Below are 17,694 nucleotides of genomic sequence, written 5' to 3'. Positions count from 1 at the left end.
TCCCTGTGATTCATTCCTGGTTCTTTCTTTAGCTCAGCATTTTCTGCTGCCCACTGTGGCTTATTCCTTTCTTGCACTGACGACTGCGCAATCGTTTATATTGCCCCGCCCGTATTTTTTGATATTTTGGCAGAAGGGTGTCTTATCACACAGCACAACATCAGTTCTAAAAATAGGGTCGGGAAATGGCAAAAGTATCACTGGATAAAGACAAGATTAAATTCCTGCTGGTGGAAGGTGTACACCAGAAAGCCGTGGATAACCTCCGCGCGGCAGGCTATACCAACATCGAATACCATAAAGGTGCGCTGGACAGCGATGCCCTGAAAGAGTCGATCCGTGATGCGCATTTCATTGGTCTGCGTTCCCGCACTAACTTAACGGAAGAGATTTTGGCTGCGGCTGAGAAGCTGGTTGCTGTAGGTTGTTTCTGCATTGGTACTAACCAGGTCGATCTGGATGCTGCGGCTAAACGCGGTGTGCCGGTGTTTAATGCCCCGTTCTCTAACACGCGTTCCGTTGCTGAGTTGGTTATCGGCCAACTGTTATTACTGATTCGTGGCGTGCCTGAAGCTAACGCCAAAGCACACCGTGGCGTGTGGAATAAGCTGGCGGTCGGTTCTTACGAAGCGCGCGGCAAAAAGCTCGGCATCATTGGTTACGGCCATATCGGGACTCAGTTAGGGATTCTGGCTGAAGCGCTGGGCATGAATGTCTTCTTCTACGATATTGAAAACAAGCTCCCGCTGGGTAACGCGACTCAGGTACAGCATCTGTCTGATTTGCTGAACATGAGCGACGTGGTCAGCCTGCATGTTCCTGAAAATGCCTCAACTAAAAATATGATTGGTGTCAACGAGCTGGCGCTGATGAAACCGGGTGCGCTGCTGATCAACGATGCGCGTGGCACGGTCGTGGATATCCCAGCATTGTGCGATGCGCTGGCGCGTAAACATCTGGCAGGCGCGGCAATCGACGTGTTCCCAACCGAGCCTGCAACCAACAGCGATCCGTTCACTTCACCGCTGTGTGAGTTTGATAACGTGATCCTGACGCCGCACATCGGCGGTTCAACTCAGGAAGCGCAGGAAAACATCGGTCTGGAAGTGGCTGGCAAACTGGCGAAATATTCCGACAACGGTTCTACCCTGTCAGCAGTGAATTTCCCTGAAGTTTCCCTGCCGTTACACGGTGGTAGCACCAGCCGTTTGCTGCATATTCACGAAAACCGCCCAGGTATCTTGACCGCACTGAACCAGATTTTTGCCGAGCAAGGTATCAACATCGCCGCTCAGTATCTGCAAACTACGCCGCATATGGGTTACGTGGTGATTGATGTGGATGCAGAAGAAGATGTGGCTGAAGCTGCGTTGAAATCAATGAAGGCGATTCCAGGTACTATCCGCGCTCGTCTGTTGTACTAATTCCAAATTTGAGGAGTCCAACAGGACTCCTCTTTTAATCTGAAACTCCACGCCCTCAGTTGTGTTTTTCTTATACTCCACCGATAGTGACATTTTTAGCGAGACGGTGAAGCATCATGACGAGTACGTTATTAAAATCCGGCGCATTTTTACTTCTGTTGATTCTTATCTACACGGGCATCAGCACCGCAGACCGCGTTACCTGGCTGATGGAAGTCACTCCAGTCATCATTATTGTCCCTCTGCTTTTAGCGACTTATTCGCGCTACCCGCTGACACCGCTGCTCTATTTTTTGATTTTCCTGCACGCCATCATTCTGATGGTGGGTGGTTTGTATACCTACGCCAAAGTACCGATTGGGTTTGAGGTTCAGGAATGGCTGAATTTAAGCCGTAATCCCTATGACAAACTCGGCCACTTTTTCCAGGGATTAGTTCCGGCGCTGGCTGCGCGCGAAATCCTGATTCGTGGCGGTTATGTGCGTGGGCGCAAAATGGTCGCATTCCTGGTGTGCTGTGTCGCGCTTGCCATTAGTGCGCTGTATGAACTCATTGAATGGGCGGCCGCGCTGGCATTAGGGCAGGGTGCGGATGAATTTTTAGGGACGCAGGGAGACGTGTGGGATACGCAATCAGATATGTTCTGTGCGCTTCTTGGGGCGTTGACTACGGTTTTGATTCTGCAATATTGGCATACAAAGCAGCTACTTAAACTGCGCGCAGCGTGATGCTACCACTGCCAGATTCGCGAAGGCGTGACCACGGCGGGTAAGGGAATATCCCATTCTTCGGCGGGTAACGCCGGAACGTGCTGGCAATCATGTGCCAGCCCAACCGGCCACAAACCGTGCCGCTGCCAGTTTTGCAACGTGCGGTCATAGAAACCGCCGCCCATTCCCAGCCGTTGCCCTTGCTCATCAAACGCCACTAATGGCGCTATCAACACATCGAGCTTATCCAGTGGCAATACATCGCGCACATCAAGCTTAGGCTCAAGGATTTTCAGACGATTCATCACCAGATGGCTGTTTTCCGCGTACCGCAGGAACAACAAATTGCCTTTACTGAATGGATGTAAAACAGGCAGGTAAACGGTTTTCCCCGTTTTCCACAACGCGCGAATCAGCGGCGTGGTATCCAGCTCGCCATCAAACGACAAAAACACCGCAACCGTTGAAGCATTCACAATAGGTTCGTACGCGAGCATGCGTTCGGCAGCAAGTTCTGCGAATTGGTGTTGTTCAATGGGCGTGAGTTGTCGGCGACGTTGGCGAATGTGTTGTCTGATTTCTTGCCGAAGCGATGGGATTAGCTGAATTTTTGTCATGGTGATGACTGGTTTGGTAGGAAGAGGGAATCTCCGAGATGCCGCCGCAGGCTGTAACCCTTGAACCCTTGGTTCAAGGTGAATGCAGCGTCAGAATCATCAGGCTTCTCGGACGGACCGAGCATGCTCACAGACTCTGGAGCACCACACTCTTGTGGTATGAAATATCGGCTCAGGGGACTGGCCCGCTTGCAAACATCTCAGAGAAATTTGGTCTTCAAAGTTACTCTACCATAGGTAACTGGGAAGTGTTATTCAAAATTTGGACCCTGTCTTTCAGTTATGCGACCTTGCTCAAGCAACGCTTGTTCGATGGTCTGCTGTAACATCCGAATACGTTCTTCCATGTTGGAAGCGTAGTCGCGGGTTTTCGATTTTTCCTGAGCCAGCTCGTAGCAAATATTCAGTGCTGCGATAAAAACTAACTGCTCAGTATTTGTGACTCTAGTGCGAACTTTTAAATCTTGCAACCGCTGATCAAGCTCTTGAGCCGCAAGATTCAGTGCATCCTGTTGTTCAGGCGGACAATTCACGCGCAATGAACGACCGAAAATTTGGATATCGACTGGTTGTGCAGACATGCCACCTTCCTGCTGTTAACTCGCCTGCCTCTCGCTAACCTATGCCAGGCTACGAAAGGGGCGTCACTATAGCTATCCCGAAATGAAGATACAAGCCCTTTTCTGGTGCCTTGGGGTCCCTGGTGGTAGCATAACATGAACTATCCCTGCCAACGATGGCGAATGCGCATGTCTATACAGAACACTATGCCTGACTACGACTTAGTCGGCCAATTATTGAATGAGCAAGGCGTAGGCCTCACGGCCTCGGAAATGCACGGCTTAATCAGCGGAATGCTGTGCGGCGGCAACAAAGACACCACCTGGCAACCGCTGTTACATGATTTGACTAACGAGGGCTTAGCCTTTGGTCAAAATCTTGCCGACACCCTGCGTCAGATGCACGGCGCCACCAGTGATTCGCTGGAAGATGACGGCTTTATGTTCCAGCTTTATCTGCCTGAAGGCGATGAAGCGACGGTATTTCATCGTGCCGACGCGCTGGCGGGTTGGGTAAACCACTTCCTGCTGGGCCTCGGTGTGACGCAACCGAAGCTTGATAAAGTCACTGGCGAAACCGGTGAAGCAATCGACGATTTGCGTAACATCGCGCAACTGGGCTACGACGAAGACGAAGATCAAGAAGAGTTGGAAATGTCTCTCGAAGAGATAATCGAGTACGTGCGCGTTGCTGCACTACTGTGCCACGACAACTTTACTCGCCCGGTTCCGACTGCGCCGGAAGTGCAGAAACCAACACTACACTAATAACAAAGTTAAGCTTCAGGAGGTGTGATGAATCAGCACGAATTTCTCCGGCGCCGTCAGGCGTTGTTAGCCAAAATGGCACCGGCGAGCGCCGCGCTCATCTTTGCCGCTCCCGAGGTAACACGCAGTGCAGACAGCGAATACCCGTATCGCCAGAACAGCGATTTCTGGTATTTCACCGGTTTTAACGAACCTGAAGCCGTGCTGGTGCTGATTAAAAGCGACGAAACCCACAACCACAGCGTGCTGTTTAACCGTTTACGCGATAAGACGGCAGAAATCTGGTTCGGGCGCCGTCTTGGGCAGGAAGTCGCGCCAGAAAAACTGGGCGTTGACCGTGCGCTGGCGTTCTCCGAAATCGGCGAACAATTACATCAATTGTTGAACGGTCTGGATGTGGTTTACCACGCGCAGGGCGAATACGCTTATGCCGATAGCATTGTTTTTTCCGCACTTGATAAACTCCGCCGCGGTTCTCGCCAGAACCTCACCGCTCCGGCCGCGCTGACGGACTGGCGTCCATGGGTTCACGAGCAGCGCCTGTTCAAATCAGAAGAAGAAATCATCGCGCTGCGTCGCGCCGGGGAAATCACCGCGCTGGCGCATACCCGTGCGATGGAAAAATGCCGTCCGGATATGTTTGAATATCAGCTTGAAGGCGAAATCCTTCACGAATTTAACCGTCACGGTGCGCGCTTCCCGTCTTACAACACGATTGTCGGCAGCGGCGAAAACGCCTGCATTTTGCATTACACCGAAAACGAGAGCCAAATGCGCGACGGCGATTTGGTGCTGATTGACGCCGGTTGCGAATACAAAGGATATGCAGGCGATATCACCCGTACCTTCCCGGTCAACGGCAAATTTAGTGCACCGCAGCGTGAAATTTACGACATCGTGCTCGAATCTCTCGAAACCGCGCTTAAGCTTTATCGCCCAGGAACTTCCATGCAGGAAGTCACCGCGCAAGTCGTACGCATCATGGTGACTGGCCTTGTGAAGCTCGGCATTCTCAACGGTGAAATAGATAAACTGATTGCTGAGAACGCCCATCGCCCCTTCTTTATGCATGGTTTGAGCCATTGGCTGGGGCTGGATGTGCATGACGTCGGCGTTTACGGGCAGGATCGTTCACGGGTGCTTGAACCGGGGATGGTGATAACCGTTGAACCGGGTCTGTATATTGCGCCTGATGCCGATGTGCCTGCGCAATACCGTGGAATCGGTATTCGTATCGAAGACGATATTCTGATCACCGCCGACGGTAACGAAAATCTGACGGCAAGTGTGGTGAAATCGGCAGATGATATCGAAGCATTAATGGCGGCGGCGCGTCAGTCATGAGTGTGATTATTGTCGGTGGCGGTATGGCTGGCGCGACTCTCGCGCTGGCGATATCGCATTTGACCCACGGAAAACTGCCGGTTCATTTGATTGAAGCGGCAGCGCCCGAATCGGCGGCGCATCCTGGTTTTGATGCCCGCGCTATCGCGATTGCTCAGGGAACTTGCCAGCAATTAACACGCATTGGCGTGTGGCCAGCCATTAAAGACTGCGCGACCCCGATTACAACTGTTCATGTCAGCGATCGCGGCCATGCGGGGTTTGTCACTCTCGAAGCGCAGGATTACCAAATCCCGGCGTTAGGGCAAGTCGTCGAACTGCATGACATCGGTTTGCGTTTATTCGCGCTGTTACGCAAAGCGCCGGGTGTGACGCTGCATTGTCCGCAGCGCGTGGCCTCGTTTACCCGTGAAACCGATAACGTCAGCGTTACGCTTGATAATGGCGAGCTGATCGAAGGCAAATTGCTGGTAGCCGCTGATGGTTCACGCTCACCACTGGCTGCGCAATGTGGTATGACCTGGCAGCAGCAGGATTACCAGCAAGTCGCGGTTATCGCCAACATCACCACATCGCAACCGCATATCGGGCGTGCGTTCGAACGTTTCACTGAGCATGGCCCGTTGGCGATGTTACCGATGTCGAATGGGCGCTGTTCGCTGGTTTGGTGCCAGCCGCGAGACGCTCAGGCTGAAATCGCACAGTGGAATGACGAGAAATTCTGCAATGAGCTGCAACGGGCCTTTGGCTGGCGGCTTGGGCGAATTACTCACGCTGGCGCGCGTTCGCAATATCCCCTCGCGTTGACTACCGCTTCGCAGCCGGTTTCGCACCGCGTTGCGCTGGTGGGCAATGCCGCGCAAACTCTGCATCCGATTGCCGGGCAGGGCTTTAACCTCGGCCTGCGCGATGTGATGTCACTGGCTGAAGATTTAGCGGCAGCACACGAAGCCTCTCAGGACCCTGGCAGTTATGCGGTGCTGGCCCAGTATCAGCAGCGACGTCAGGAAGATAAAAATGCCACCATTGGCGTGACCGATGGTTTAGTTCAGTTGTTCGCCAATCGTTGGGCACCGCTTGTTGTGGGGCGCAATCTTGGTTTGATGGCAATGGAACATTTAACTCCGGCACGTGATTTGCTGGCACAGCGTACTCTCGGTTGGGTTGCGCGTTAAAACAGGTTTTTAAGGAGAGTCAAATTGCAAAGCGTTGATGTGGCGATTGTTGGTGGTGGCATGGTCGGACTGGCAGTGGCCTGTGGTTTGCAAGGAAGTGGCTTACGTGTCGCAGTGCTTGAGAACCATCTCCCGCAGCCGCTGGCCGCGGATTCTGCGCCAGCTTTGCGTGTCTCAGCCATCAATGCCGCCAGTGAAAAACTGCTGACTCATCTTGGTGCGTGGCCGAAAATTATCGCCCAACGTGCCAGTTGCTATCACGGCATGGAAGTGTGGGATCAAGACAGCTTCGGGCATATCGCTTTTGATGATAAATCCTTTGGATTTAGTCACCTGGGCCACATTATTGAAAATGCGGTCATTCACCATGCTTTATGGCAGCAGGCTGAACAGTGCAGTGACATCACATTGATGGCTCCTGCCGAATTGCAACAAGTCGCATGGGGCGAAAACGAAGCGTTTATCACCCTTAAAGATGGCGCAATGCTGACTGCCCGCCTGGTTATTGGTGCGGATGGCGCAAACTCCTGGGTGCGTAAACAGGCTGATATCCCCCTGACATTTTGGGATTATCGCCACCACGCTCTGGTTGCCACCATTCGTACGACTGAACCTCATCAGGCAGTGGCCCGCCAGGTGTTTCATGGCGAGGGTATTCTGGCATTTCTGCCGTTAAGCGACCCGCATTTATGTTCCATTGTCTGGTCGTTGCCACCGCTGGAAGCCGAACGTTTGCAGCAGGCGAGTAGTGAAGAATTTAACCAGGCGCTCAGTGTGGCCTTCGATATGCGCCTGGGTTTGTGCAATGTTGAAAGCGAGCGTCAGGTGTTCCCATTGACGGGGCGTTATGCGCGTAATTTTGCCGCTCACCGTCTGGCGCTGGTGGGCGATGCTGCACATACGATTCATCCGCTGGCCGGGCAGGGCGTGAACCTGGGCTTTATGGACGCCGCTGAGTTGATTGATGAAGTGCGCCGTTTGCACAGCCAGGGCAAAGATATCGGGCAGTATTTGTATCTGCGCCGCTACGAACGTAGCCGCAAACACAGTGCCGCAATGATGCTCGCCAGCATGCAGGGTTTCCGGGACTTGTTTGCCGGAACTCATCCGGCGAAGAAACTGCTACGAGATATTGGCCTGAAACTGGCTGATACGTTGCCGGGCGTAAAACCGCAATTGGTTCGCCAGGCGATGGGCCTACACGATCTTCCAGAATGGTTAAGATAACTACGTCACATTTCCCTTTCCTTTTATCGGAAAGGGAAATTCCCTTCTCATTTGAAAAATTCTAATCTCACCCATAATTTCGGATTACTTTTTCTCATCCCACGTTTTTAGCGATGTAGTGAATTTGTTTCTGAAATGGTGGTAAATGTTAGCTAACGCTAAATTCTGACTAAAACACTTCCTGTTTATGCGCGGTGCCTCGCATTTTTCCAGATGAATGCTCTGCATCATGTGCCTCTCATTTTGGTCATAAGCTAATGCAATGACCGTTTGTACCTTATGGTTTACTCCCTCATTCAATGGTAAGTTCAGGCAAAAGGTAACGTTTGCGTCGCTATCGGGATCGGTGGCGATGCTGGGTTTCGTCTGACGAAAAGAAAAGCGAACAGCGCTTTTCAACCAGATGGTTAAAGAGGAACAAATGACTCAAAAGACCCCTTTGTTTGAACAGCACAATCTCTGCGGCGCGCGCATGGTGGATTTCCATGGCTGGATGATGCCATTGCACTATGGCTCGCAGATTGATGAGCACCACGCGGTGCGTAACGATGCCGGGATGTTTGATGTTTCCCACATGACCATCGTTGACCTGAAAGGCAGCCGTACCCGCGAATTCCTGCGTTACTTAGTGGCAAATGACGTTGCCAAACTCACCCAACCGGGTAAAGCCCTCTACACCGCAATGCTCAACGCCTCCGGCGGTGTTATCGATGACCTGATTATCTATTTCCAGACCGAAGACTTTTTCCGCCTGGTGGTGAATTCCGCGACCCGCGAAAAAGACCTGGCCTGGATTAACCAACATGCCGAGCCGTTCTCCGTTTCCGTTACCGTGCGTGATGATCTGTCGCTGATTGCCGTTCAGGGGCCAAACGCACAGGCCAAAGCCGCGCAGCTGTTTACCGCAGAACAACGTGCTGCTGTTGCTGGCATGAAGCCATTCTTTGGCGTTCAGGCGGGTGATTTGTTTATTGCTACAACCGGTTATACCGGTGAAGCAGGTTACGAAATCGCGATGCCCAACGAAAAAGCCGCTGAGTTTTGGGCGCAACTGGTCGAGATTGGCGTCAAACCTTGCGGGCTGGGCGCGCGCGATACGCTGCGTCTGGAATCAGGCATGAACTTATACAGCCAGGAAATGGACGAAGGCGTTTCACCCCTTGCCGCCAATATGGGTTGGACTATCGCCTGGCAGCCTGAAGAACGCGATTTTATTGGCCGCGAAGCGCTTGAAGCTCAGCGTGAGAAAGGCACCGACCAACTCGTTGGTTTGATCATGACGGAAAAAGGCGTATTACGTAATGAGCTGCCTGTCCGTTTTACTGACGAATCAGGCAACATCCACGAGGGTGTCATTACCAGCGGAACCTTCTCGCCAACACTCGGTTACAGCATCGCTCTGGCTCGCGTGCCGGCAGGCATTGGTGAAACCGCGATTGTGCAAATTCGTAACCGCGAAATGCCTGTGAAAGTAACCAAACCCATTTTTGTTCGCGGCGGTAAAGCTGTCGCGCAGTGATTTTGAAATCAGGAGAAAAACAATGAGCAATGTGCCAAACGAACTGAAATACAGCAAAGAGCACGAGTGGTTGCGTAAAGAATCTGACGGAACTTACACCGTGGGTATTACCGAGCACGCGCAAGAACTGCTGGGTGACATGGTGTTTGTAGATCTTCCAGAAGTGGGCACAACCGTAAGCACTGGCGATGACTGTGCCGTTGCTGAATCTGTAAAAGCCGCTTCTGATATTTACGCGCCAATCAGCGGTGAGATCATCGCAGTCAACACCGAGCTGAGCGACTCACCAGAGCTTATCAACAGCGAGCCGTACGCGGCGGGTTGGATCTTTAAGATCAAAGCAAGTGACGAGTCCGAACTGGATGGTTTGCTGGATGCGACTGCGTACGAAGCTCTGTTAGAAGACGAATAAGTTTTATGTCCCCTCTCCTGGGGGAGAGGGGAAACCGTTTAGTATGTTTCAGGAATCACCGCTCATGACCCAGTCTTTACGTCAGCTTGAAAATCACGAAGCGTTTATCGACCGCCATATTGGACCAGACGCACAGCAGCAACACGAAATGCTGGAGGCGGTGGGCGCTCGTTCGTTAAACGACTTAATCGCTTCGATCGTTCCGGCTGATATCCAGCTTGCCGAGCCACCACAGGTGGGTGAGGCTGCAACTGAATTCGCGGCCCTGGCTGAATTAAAGACCATCGCCAGCCGTAACAAGCGTTTCAAAACGTACATCGGCATGGGTTATACCGCGGTGCAAACTCCGCCGGTGATCCTGCGTAATATGCTGGAAAATCCAGGCTGGTATACCGCGTACACGCCGTATCAGCCGGAAGTCTCACAAGGCCGCCTTGAAGCACTGCTGAACTTCCAGCAAGTGACGCTGGACCTGACCGGTCTGGACATCGCTTCTGCATCCTTGCTGGACGAAGCGACTGCCGCAGCCGAAGCCATGGCTATGGCAAAGCGCGTCAGCAAACTGAAAAACGCCAACCGTTTCTTTGTTGCCGCCGACGTACATCCGCAAACGCTGGACGTGGTGCGTACCCGCGCTGAAACCTTCGGTTTTGACGTGATTGTCGATGATGCCGCGAAAGTGCTCGATCACCAGGATGTCTTCGGTGTGCTGCTGCAACAAGTGGGCACCACGGGTGAAGTGCATGATTACAGCGCTCTGATTACCGAACTGAAAAGCCGCAAAGTCATCGTGAGCGTTGCCGCTGACTTTATGACGCTGGTTCTACTGACTGCACCTGGCAAACAAGGTGCTGACATCGTATTTGGTTCCGCGCAGCGTTTTGGCGTGCCAATGGGTTACGGTGGCCCGCATGCTGCATTCTTTGCCGCACGTGACGAATTCAAACGCTCTATGCCTGGCCGTATTATCGGCGTTTCCCGCGATGCCGCGGGCCGCACCGCGCTGCGCATGGCGATGCAAACTCGCGAGCAACATATTCGCCGCGAAAAAGCGAACTCCAACATTTGTACTTCCCAGGTTTTGCTGGCAAACATCGCCAGCCTGTATGCGGTGTTCCACGGCCCGGCTGGCCTGAAACGCATTGCAGGGCGCATTCATCGCCTGACCGATATTCTGGCGGCTGGCCTGCAACAAAAAGGGCTGGTGCTGCGCCACAAACATTGGTTCGATACTCTGTGCGTTGAAGTCGCTGATAAAGCCGCTGTGCTGTCGCGTGCTGAAGCCAATGAAATAAATCTGCGCAGCGACATTCTCAACGCAGTGGGTATTACGCTTGATGAATCAACCACGCGTGAAGATGTGCAGGCGCTGTTCGATGTCTTGTTGGGCGATAACCACGGTCTGGATATCGATAAACTGGACCAAAACGTGGCGGGCGATAGCCTGTCTGTTCCGAAAGGAATGCTGCGTGAAGACGCGATCCTGACGCATCCAGTGTTTAATCGCTACCACAGCGAAACCGAAATGATGCGTTACATGCACTCGCTTGAACGCAAAGATCTGGCGCTGAATCAGGCGATGATCCCGCTCGGCTCCTGCACCATGAAGCTGAATGCTGCGGCTGAGATGATCCCAATCACCTGGCCTGAATTCGCTGAACTGCACCCGTTCTGCCCGGCAAACCAGGCGGAAGGTTATCATCAGATGATTTCCCAGTTGTCCGACTGGCTGGTGAAACTGACCGGTTACGACGCGCTTTGTATGCAGCCAAACTCTGGTGCGCAAGGTGAATACGCAGGCCTGCTGGCGATTCGTCGTTACCATGAAAGCCGCAACGAAGGCAGCCGTAATCTGTGCCTGATCCCAAGCTCTGCGCACGGTACCAACCCGGCGTCAGCACAAATGGCGGGCATGGAAGTAGTCGTTGTCGCGTGCGATAAGCAAGGCAACATCGATCTTCACGATCTGCGTCTTAAAGCCGAACAAGCGGGCGATGCGCTGTCTTGTATCATGGTGACTTATCCTTCTACCCACGGCGTATACGAAGAAACCATCCGCGAAGTGTGCCAGATTGTTCACCAGTTCGGCGGCCAGGTTTACCTCGATGGCGCGAACATGAACGCACAGGTGGGAATCACTTCACCGGGTTATATCGGTGCCGATGTTTCACACCTTAACCTGCATAAAACCTTCTGCATTCCTCACGGCGGTGGCGGCCCAGGCATGGGGCCAATCGGTGTGAAAGCTCACCTGGCACCGTTTGTTCCAGGCCACAGCGTAGTGCAAATTGAAGAGATGCTGACCCAGCAGGGCGCTGTTTCTGCGGCACCGTTTGGCAGCGCATCGATTCTGCCAATCAGCTGGATGTATATCCGCATGATGGGCGCACAGGGGCTGAAAAAAGCCAGCCAGGTAGCCATCCTGAATGCTAACTACATTGCGACCCGACTGAAATCTGCATTCCCGATTCTGTATACCGGGCGCAGTGGGCATGTGGCGCACGAATGTATTCTTGATATTCGTCCTCTGAAAGAAGAGACCGGAATTAGCGAGCTGGATATTGCTAAACGCCTGATTGATTTCGGCTTCCATGCGCCGACCATGTCGTTCCCGGTGGCGGGTACGCTGATGGTTGAGCCGACAGAATCCGAAAGCAAACTGGAACTGGATCGCTTTATCGACGCGATGCTGACTATCCGCACTGAAATCGACCGTGTTGCACGAGGTGAATGGCCGCTGGAAGATAACCCGCTGGTTAACGCCCCGCACACCCAGGACGAAATCGTTGCTGACTGGACGCACCCGTACTCCCGCGAACTGGCGGTATTCCCGGCAGGCCATAGCAATAAATACTGGCCAACCGTGAAACGCCTGGACGATGTGTTCGGCGACCGCAATCTGTTCTGTTCTTGCGTGCCGATGAGCGAATATCAGTAAGTTCTAAAACAACCCTCACCCTGGCCCTCTCCCTGAGGGAGAGGGGATCGCCCGGTTTTCTCCCTTTCCTGGGGGAGAGGGTTGGGGTGAGGGGTTCCAGGAGGTAAAATGTCCGTTGCATTAGTCACCGGTGGCAGCCGTGGAATCGGCCGAGCCACCGCCATCCTGCTGGCGCAATCCGGCTACAAAGTCGTGGTTAATTATCTGCAAAACAAACAAGCCGCTGATGAAGTGGTGAGCATTATTCGTGCCCATAGCGGCGAGGCGATCGCCATCAAAGCGGATATTGCCGATGAACTGCAAGTGATGGCAATGTTTGTGGAAATCGACAACGCGTTCGGCCCTGTGACCGCACTGGTCAACAACGCCGGGATTTTGTTCCAGCAATCTACAGTCGAAGAACTCACGGCTGAACGTATTAATCGCGTGATGGCAACCAACGTAACGGGCTATTTTCTTTGCTGCCGTGAAGCGGTAAAACGCATGGCATTGCGTCACGGTGGAAACGGTGGGGCGATTGTGAATGTCTCGTCGGCGGCATCACGTTTAGGTGCGCCGGGGGAATATGTTGATTACGCAGCGTCAAAAGGGGCTGTGGATTCGCTAACTATCGGGCTTTCTTTGGAAGTTGCTGCCCAGGGTATTCGCGTTAATGGAGTGCGTCCTGGATTAATTTATACCGACATACATGCTTCGGGCGGCGAAGCCGGACGCGTTGACCGCGTAAAAGATCTCTTGCCGATGAAACGCGGTGGGCAACCGGAAGAAGTGGCGGAAGCTATCGTCTGGTTACTGAGTGAAAAAGCCTCATATGTGACGGGCAGTTTCCTCGATTTAGCGGGTGGCAAATAAAAAAATGGCAGCCTCCTAAAGTAACAGGCGAACTGCCATTATCCTGGTGTTAGCTTAACGTCTTATTTTTTGTCCATTTCGCCTTTAGACATGCTGTCTTTGGACATACTATCCTTGGCCATTCCATCTTTAGACATATCATCTTTCTTCATTCCGTCTTTGGACATGTGGTCCTTAGACATATTATCTTTATTCATACAGTCTTTTTTCATGCTGTCCTTAGAACAATCATGGGACATCTTTCCCATATTATCTTTAGACATATTGTCTTTAGCCATATTATCAGCCGCGTTTGCTGCTGTTACGCCAAAGAATAATGCTGAGCACATCAAAGCAGTGTAGAGTTTTTTCATTTTGTATTTCCTCGTCGTTTTAATAACTACATGGTCAGAAACTAGCTGCCGCCGAACCAGTTATAACCCTGGTCCTCCCAATATCCACCGGGATAGCGATTCGTGACTTCTATAACTTGAATGTGTTTTGGGTTTTTATATCCCAACTTGGTTGGCATTCTTAATTTCATCGGGAAACCATATTTACGTGGTAATATTTCGCCGTCATAAGTCAATGCAATGATGGTTTGTGGATGTAATGCCGTCGCCATATCAATGCTGGTGTAGTAATCGTCGGCACATTTAAAACTCACGTAACGTGCATTTAAATCAGCACCAATACCTTTAAGAAATAGAGAAAACGGCACGCCTCCCCATTTGCCAATGGCGCTCCATCCTTCGACGCAAATATGGCGTGTTACCTGGCTGACCTGCGCCATCTGGTGCAATTGTGCCAGCGTCCATGGCCGCTTATCTGCCACTAAGCCTGCAAGCTCCAGGCGATAATCATCGCCATTAATCGTTGGCGCTTCATCCTCGCTATAAAAGGCGTTAAACGGGAAAGGATGCGTCATCATGCTTTCGGGATAAACCGGAGCCAGATCGTTGGCATTAAATAGCCAGCCCTGGATCCTGTCATTAAAGCGCGAAATACCGCTTAATGTAGACTCGACAGATTCATTACTGCTGATATCGCAGCCGGTCAGCATCATTAAACCGCCAAGCGTTAAACCCTGCTTTAAAAAACGGCGACGGCCTTCAGATGATAGCTGTTTATTAATTTGTTCAGAGGCGTCCTGAATAATGACCGCTTTGTCGGAATCCGAAAAAAGCTTCGTTTTATTAGACATTATTTTTCCTTAGCGCCCACGCAACATAGCGAGTAAAGTTTTCGGCACCAGCGCGACCATAATTAAATGGATGACGATAAATCCCACCATGCCGGACATCGCAAAGAAATGAATCAACCGCGCACTTTCATAACCTCCGAGTAATTCACGCAGCAATGGAAACTGCACAGATTTCCACACCACAAAACCGGAGCACACCAGAATGATCCCGTCGATCATCACGAATAAATACGCCATTTTTTGCACTGTGTTGTAATGGTTAAGATCGTTATGAGTGAGCTTCCCGCGCAATGCTGAAATAAAATCGCTGATTAATTCACGTGGTGAAAGCGGCCAGAATTTGCGTTTCAGGCGTCCGCTGAAGATATTTATCAGCAAATAAATCACGCCATTTATGCCAAATAACCACATCCCCGCAAAATGCCATTGCAACGCGCCGCCTAACCAACCGCCGAGCGTTAACTCATTCGGAAAGCTGAAATTAAACAGTGGCGATGCGTTATAAATTCGCCAGCCGCTGGTCACCATAATGAGCATGGCAAGGGCATTCAGCCAGTGACAAAGCCTTAGCCATAATGGATGCACTATGGTGGGTTTAACCTGAAACGTTGGCGTATCCATCGTTTTATTTCCGGTTATTGCGTTGAAATGAGTGTGGCTCAAATCTGTTCGCCAAAGTCTCACGAAAAGTTAAATTAAATGTGATAACTCCACGGCCGAATGTTGTATAGACTCCTTCTAAGAGAGGCAGATAAGGCGAAGCAATGAAGCCCAAAAAGTTGTTAATCGTTGAGGATGACGAAAATATTGCTGAACTCCTGCAACTGCATTTGCGGGAAGAAGGCTATGAAATTGTCCATGCGGCAGATGGATCGCAAGGGCTGGAATTGCTAAAACAGGGCGGATGGGATGCGCTGATTCTGGATCTGATGCTGCCCGGTGTTGATGGCCTGGAAATATGTCGCTATGCCCGCACCATGACCCGTTACACGCCGATTGTGATGATCAGCGCGCGTTCAAGCGAAACGCACCGGGTTCTGGGGCTGGAACTGGGCGCAGATGACTACCTGGCAAAACCGTTTTCAATGCTGGAGCTAGTGGCACGCGTCAAAGCGCTATTTCGCCGCCAGGAAGCAATGAGCCAGAACCTGATGCAGGATGCCGGAACGCTCACTTTTGAACGGCTGACTATCGACCCCCTTGCCCGTGATGTGCGGCTGAGAAATCAGCCTGTTGAGCTGACACCGCGTGAGTTTGATTTGCTGTGGTTTTTTGCCAAGCACCCCGGCAAAGTTTTTTCGCGCCTTAATCTGCTCAACCAGGTGTGGGGTTATCAGCACGAAGGCTACGAACACACCGTAAACACCCATATCAACCGCTTACGTATCAAGATTGAAGATAACCCCGCAGAGCCTGAATTCATTCTGACGGTGTGGGGAAAAGGGTATAAATTCATTGCACCTCGACACGAGTAAACCATGCGAAAACTCACGCTTTCTCAGCGCCTGACACTGGTTTTTGCGTTGCTGCTTATCACCTCTTGTTCATTGTTGGGGTGGCTGCAAATTCGCACCAGCACACAGTACAGCCAGGCGGTAATACAACAACTTTCTGGTTCGCTCGCGGAGCACATTAACCAAAGCTATCCATTGCTTGGTCAGGATGGCTTGAACAATGATTCTGTGCGCAGTCTGTTTGACCACCTGATGACGGTAAACCCAAGTGTTGAGGTTTATCTGCTTGATCAAAAAGGCAATATTATTGGTGATGCGGCGCCACCGAATCATATTAAACGCCATCATGTAGATTTGGAGCCGATTCAGGCCGCTCTCGATAAACAGCAATTTCCACTCTACGGCGACGACCCGCGCAGCCCTGACGGCAAAAAAGTGTTTAGCGTCGCGCCAATGATGCAAAACGGCGAGGTTAAGGGTTACTTGTACATCATTTTGCTGGGTGAAAATTACAATGCCCTGGCAAACGATGCGCGATTTAATACCATTTCAAAAGTAGTACTGCTGACCATAAGCCTGATTGCATTATTAGGTCTGATAGTCGGTGGCCTGGCATTTCGCTGGATAACGCGGCCTCTGCGTTCGCTTTCACGCCAGGTGAACGCACTGGAAACGGGCGGCATGGCTGAGATGCAGGCCATGGCGGCACTGCCGCTTGATAAATCGAACAGTAACGATGAAATTAGCCTGCTGCGCCAGGGTGTTATCACGATGGCGCGCCGTATTTCAGAACAGTGGCATCGGCTTTCACAGCAAGACCAACTGCGTCGAGAATTCATTGCCAATATTTCCCATGACTTACGCACGCCACTGACGTCGATGCATGGTTATCTTGAAAGCTTATCCGTGATGTCGGCGACGCTTTCGGAAGCTGAGAAAAAACGTTATCTGGAAATCGCTTTAGCGCAAAGCCAGAAAGTCCGCACCCTTGCGCAATCATTGTTTGAGTTAGCGCGTCTGGAATATGGCGTTGTAAAGCCACAAAAAGAACGCTTTTGTCTCGGCGAATTATTGCAGGATGTCTTCCAGAAATTTGAGTTGATGACCCAAACACGGCAATTACAGCTGGTCGCTGATATCCAGCCAGGTTTGCCGCTGATCGATGCAGATTTAGGCATGATTGAGCGGGTGCTGACTAATCTGCTGGATAATGCGATTCGTCATACGCCGGAGCAGGGAACCGTTGCCGTTCGCTTGTGGAAAGAGGGCGAAAAAGTAATGGTGCAGATAAGCGATAACGGCCCAGGAATTCCGCAGGAACTCAAGGAAGGTTTATTTGTGCGCCCGTCGATAGTCAGCCAGTCTCATGTCAGAGTCGGCGGTTTAGGGCTGATGATTGTGCGCCAGATGTTGCAACTTCATGGCAGCGATATTGCGCTGGTGGAAAGGCCAGAAACGGGTGCGTGTTTCCGTTTTGGATTACCTACCTGAAAAAAACGCCCCGAAAACGG

Annotated in this window: 17 protein-coding genes and 1 other RNA gene; 12 read left to right on the top strand and 6 right to left on the bottom strand. The window is 51.7% G+C overall.

Annotated elements, in window-relative coordinates; translation table 11 throughout:
- The first annotated feature begins 185 nt into the window (after positions 1–185).
- Positions 186–1,424, top strand: a complete 1,239-nt coding sequence (gene serA, locus AC0IWZ_RS17195; protein ID WP_034498327.1) for a phosphoglycerate dehydrogenase — start codon at positions 186–188, stop codon at positions 1,422–1,424.
- Between the two features lie 116 nt (positions 1,425–1,540).
- Positions 1,541–2,152: a DUF2238 domain-containing protein gene (locus tag AC0IWZ_RS17190; protein ID WP_471678837.1), complete on the top strand. Its 612-nt coding sequence runs from the start codon at positions 1,541–1,543 to the stop codon at positions 2,150–2,152.
- Between the two features lie 2 nt (positions 2,153–2,154).
- Here the strand turns inward: AC0IWZ_RS17190 and AC0IWZ_RS17185 are convergent, their stop codons facing one another.
- From AC0IWZ_RS17185 to zapA, 3 genes are all read right to left on the bottom strand, one after another.
- Positions 2,155–2,751, bottom strand: coding sequence for a 5-formyltetrahydrofolate cyclo-ligase (locus AC0IWZ_RS17185; RefSeq protein ID WP_471678838.1), 597 nt, complete (start codon positions 2,749–2,751; stop codon positions 2,155–2,157).
- Between the two features lie 26 nt (positions 2,752–2,777).
- Positions 2,778–2,961, bottom strand: a non-coding RNA gene (gene ssrS, locus AC0IWZ_RS17180) — 6S RNA.
- A 41-nt stretch (positions 2,962–3,002) separates the two neighbouring features.
- Positions 3,003–3,332, bottom strand: coding sequence for a cell division protein ZapA (gene zapA / locus AC0IWZ_RS17175; protein WP_034498319.1), 330 nt, complete (start codon positions 3,330–3,332; stop codon positions 3,003–3,005).
- Positions 3,333–3,500: 168 nt separating this feature from the next.
- Between zapA and AC0IWZ_RS17170 the strand changes: the two genes are divergently transcribed.
- The 8 genes from AC0IWZ_RS17170 (at position 3,501) to AC0IWZ_RS17135 (ending at position 13,546) form a co-directional block, all read left to right on the top strand.
- Positions 3,501–4,079 (top strand): YecA/YgfB family protein, encoded by a 579-nt coding sequence (locus AC0IWZ_RS17170; protein WP_471678839.1) that lies wholly within the window; start codon positions 3,501–3,503, stop codon positions 4,077–4,079.
- Between the two features lie 27 nt (positions 4,080–4,106).
- Positions 4,107–5,423 carry a Xaa-Pro aminopeptidase gene (gene pepP, locus AC0IWZ_RS17165; RefSeq protein ID WP_471678840.1) on the top strand — a complete coding sequence of 439 codons (1,317 nt, stop codon included), beginning with the start codon at positions 4,107–4,109 and terminating at the stop codon, positions 5,421–5,423.
- Positions 5,420–6,598 (top strand): 2-octaprenyl-6-methoxyphenyl hydroxylase, encoded by a 1,179-nt coding sequence (gene ubiH / locus AC0IWZ_RS17160; protein WP_471678842.1) that lies wholly within the window; start codon positions 5,420–5,422, stop codon positions 6,596–6,598. The genes pepP and ubiH overlap by 4 nt, the downstream gene beginning before the upstream one ends.
- Before the next feature lie 24 nt (positions 6,599–6,622).
- Positions 6,623–7,825: an FAD-dependent 2-octaprenylphenol hydroxylase gene (gene ubiI / locus AC0IWZ_RS17155; protein ID WP_471678844.1), complete on the top strand. Its 1,203-nt coding sequence runs from the start codon at positions 6,623–6,625 to the stop codon at positions 7,823–7,825.
- A 421-nt stretch (positions 7,826–8,246) separates the two neighbouring features.
- On the top strand, positions 8,247–9,344 hold the full coding sequence (gene gcvT / locus AC0IWZ_RS17150; protein ID WP_471678845.1) for a glycine cleavage system aminomethyltransferase GcvT: 1,098 nt from the start codon (positions 8,247–8,249) through the stop codon (positions 9,342–9,344).
- 22 nt (positions 9,345–9,366) lie between these two features.
- Positions 9,367–9,756 (top strand): glycine cleavage system protein GcvH, encoded by a 390-nt coding sequence (gene gcvH / locus AC0IWZ_RS17145; protein ID WP_034498310.1) that lies wholly within the window; start codon positions 9,367–9,369, stop codon positions 9,754–9,756.
- Positions 9,757–9,820: 64 nt separating this feature from the next.
- Complete coding sequence (gcvP, locus tag AC0IWZ_RS17140; RefSeq protein WP_471678846.1) at positions 9,821–12,694, top strand: aminomethyl-transferring glycine dehydrogenase; 2,874 nt, start codon at positions 9,821–9,823, stop codon at positions 12,692–12,694.
- Between the two features lie 108 nt (positions 12,695–12,802).
- Positions 12,803–13,546 carry an SDR family oxidoreductase gene (locus tag AC0IWZ_RS17135; protein WP_034498282.1) on the top strand — a complete coding sequence of 248 codons (744 nt, stop codon included), beginning with the start codon at positions 12,803–12,805 and terminating at the stop codon, positions 13,544–13,546.
- 62 nt (positions 13,547–13,608) lie between these two features.
- Here AC0IWZ_RS17135 and AC0IWZ_RS17130 read toward each other — a convergent pair whose 3' ends face one another.
- Genes AC0IWZ_RS17130 through AC0IWZ_RS17120 form a run of 3 tightly spaced genes read right to left on the bottom strand, consistent with a single transcriptional unit; the run spans position 13,609 to position 15,350 of the window.
- Complete coding sequence (locus AC0IWZ_RS17130; RefSeq protein ID WP_034498280.1) at positions 13,609–13,899, bottom strand: pentapeptide MXKDX repeat protein; 291 nt, start codon at positions 13,897–13,899, stop codon at positions 13,609–13,611.
- 41 nt (positions 13,900–13,940) lie between these two features.
- Positions 13,941–14,729: a molybdopterin-dependent oxidoreductase gene (locus tag AC0IWZ_RS17125; protein ID WP_471678847.1), complete on the bottom strand. Its 789-nt coding sequence runs from the start codon at positions 14,727–14,729 to the stop codon at positions 13,941–13,943.
- Positions 14,730–14,738: 9 nt separating this feature from the next.
- Complete coding sequence (locus AC0IWZ_RS17120) at positions 14,739–15,350, bottom strand: cytochrome b/b6 domain-containing protein (protein ID WP_471678848.1); 612 nt, start codon at positions 15,348–15,350, stop codon at positions 14,739–14,741.
- Between the two features lie 143 nt (positions 15,351–15,493).
- Here AC0IWZ_RS17120 and AC0IWZ_RS17115 point away from each other — a divergent pair, with 143 nt between their 5' ends.
- Together AC0IWZ_RS17115 and AC0IWZ_RS17110 are read left to right on the top strand one after the other, a co-directional pair.
- Positions 15,494–16,204 carry a response regulator transcription factor gene (locus AC0IWZ_RS17115; protein ID WP_034498272.1) on the top strand — a complete coding sequence of 237 codons (711 nt, stop codon included), beginning with the start codon at positions 15,494–15,496 and terminating at the stop codon, positions 16,202–16,204.
- 3 nt (positions 16,205–16,207) lie between these two features.
- Positions 16,208–17,674, top strand: coding sequence for a sensor histidine kinase (locus AC0IWZ_RS17110; protein ID WP_034498260.1), 1,467 nt, complete (start codon positions 16,208–16,210; stop codon positions 17,672–17,674).
- Positions 17,675–17,694 lie beyond the last annotated feature (20 nt).

This window comes from Buttiauxella sp. AC142 (assembly GCF_979253435.1).
This window is presented reverse-complemented; position numbering and strand designations above follow the sequence as displayed.

Bases quoted from the DNA above. Each gene is read 5' to 3' on its own strand.
- serA (WP_034498327.1), top strand. From the start codon at position 186: ATGGCAAAAGTATCACTGGATAAAGACAAGATTAAATTCCTGCTGGTG.
- AC0IWZ_RS17190 (WP_471678837.1), top strand. From the start codon at position 1,541: ATGACGAGTACGTTATTAAAATCCGGCGCATTTTTACTTCTGTTGATT.
- AC0IWZ_RS17185 (WP_471678838.1), bottom strand. From the start codon at position 2,751: ATGACAAAAATTCAGCTAATCCCATCGCTTCGGCAAGAAATCAGACAA.
- zapA (WP_034498319.1), bottom strand. From the start codon at position 3,332: ATGTCTGCACAACCAGTCGATATCCAAATTTTCGGTCGTTCATTGCGC.
- AC0IWZ_RS17170 (WP_471678839.1), top strand. From the start codon at position 3,501: ATGTCTATACAGAACACTATGCCTGACTACGACTTAGTCGGCCAATTA.
- pepP (WP_471678840.1), top strand. From the start codon at position 4,107: ATGAATCAGCACGAATTTCTCCGGCGCCGTCAGGCGTTGTTAGCCAAA.
- ubiH (WP_471678842.1), top strand. From the start codon at position 5,420: ATGAGTGTGATTATTGTCGGTGGCGGTATGGCTGGCGCGACTCTCGCG.
- gcvT (WP_471678845.1), top strand. From the start codon at position 8,247: ATGACTCAAAAGACCCCTTTGTTTGAACAGCACAATCTCTGCGGCGCG.
- gcvH (WP_034498310.1), top strand. From the start codon at position 9,367: ATGAGCAATGTGCCAAACGAACTGAAATACAGCAAAGAGCACGAGTGG.
- gcvP (WP_471678846.1), top strand. From the start codon at position 9,821: ATGACCCAGTCTTTACGTCAGCTTGAAAATCACGAAGCGTTTATCGAC.
- AC0IWZ_RS17135 (WP_034498282.1), top strand. From the start codon at position 12,803: ATGTCCGTTGCATTAGTCACCGGTGGCAGCCGTGGAATCGGCCGAGCC.
- AC0IWZ_RS17130 (WP_034498280.1), bottom strand. From the start codon at position 13,899: ATGAAAAAACTCTACACTGCTTTGATGTGCTCAGCATTATTCTTTGGC.
- AC0IWZ_RS17125 (WP_471678847.1), bottom strand. From the start codon at position 14,729: ATGTCTAATAAAACGAAGCTTTTTTCGGATTCCGACAAAGCGGTCATT.
- AC0IWZ_RS17120 (WP_471678848.1), bottom strand. From the start codon at position 15,350: ATGGATACGCCAACGTTTCAGGTTAAACCCACCATAGTGCATCCATTA.
- AC0IWZ_RS17115 (WP_034498272.1), top strand. From the start codon at position 15,494: ATGAAGCCCAAAAAGTTGTTAATCGTTGAGGATGACGAAAATATTGCT.
- AC0IWZ_RS17110 (WP_034498260.1), top strand. From the start codon at position 16,208: ATGCGAAAACTCACGCTTTCTCAGCGCCTGACACTGGTTTTTGCGTTG.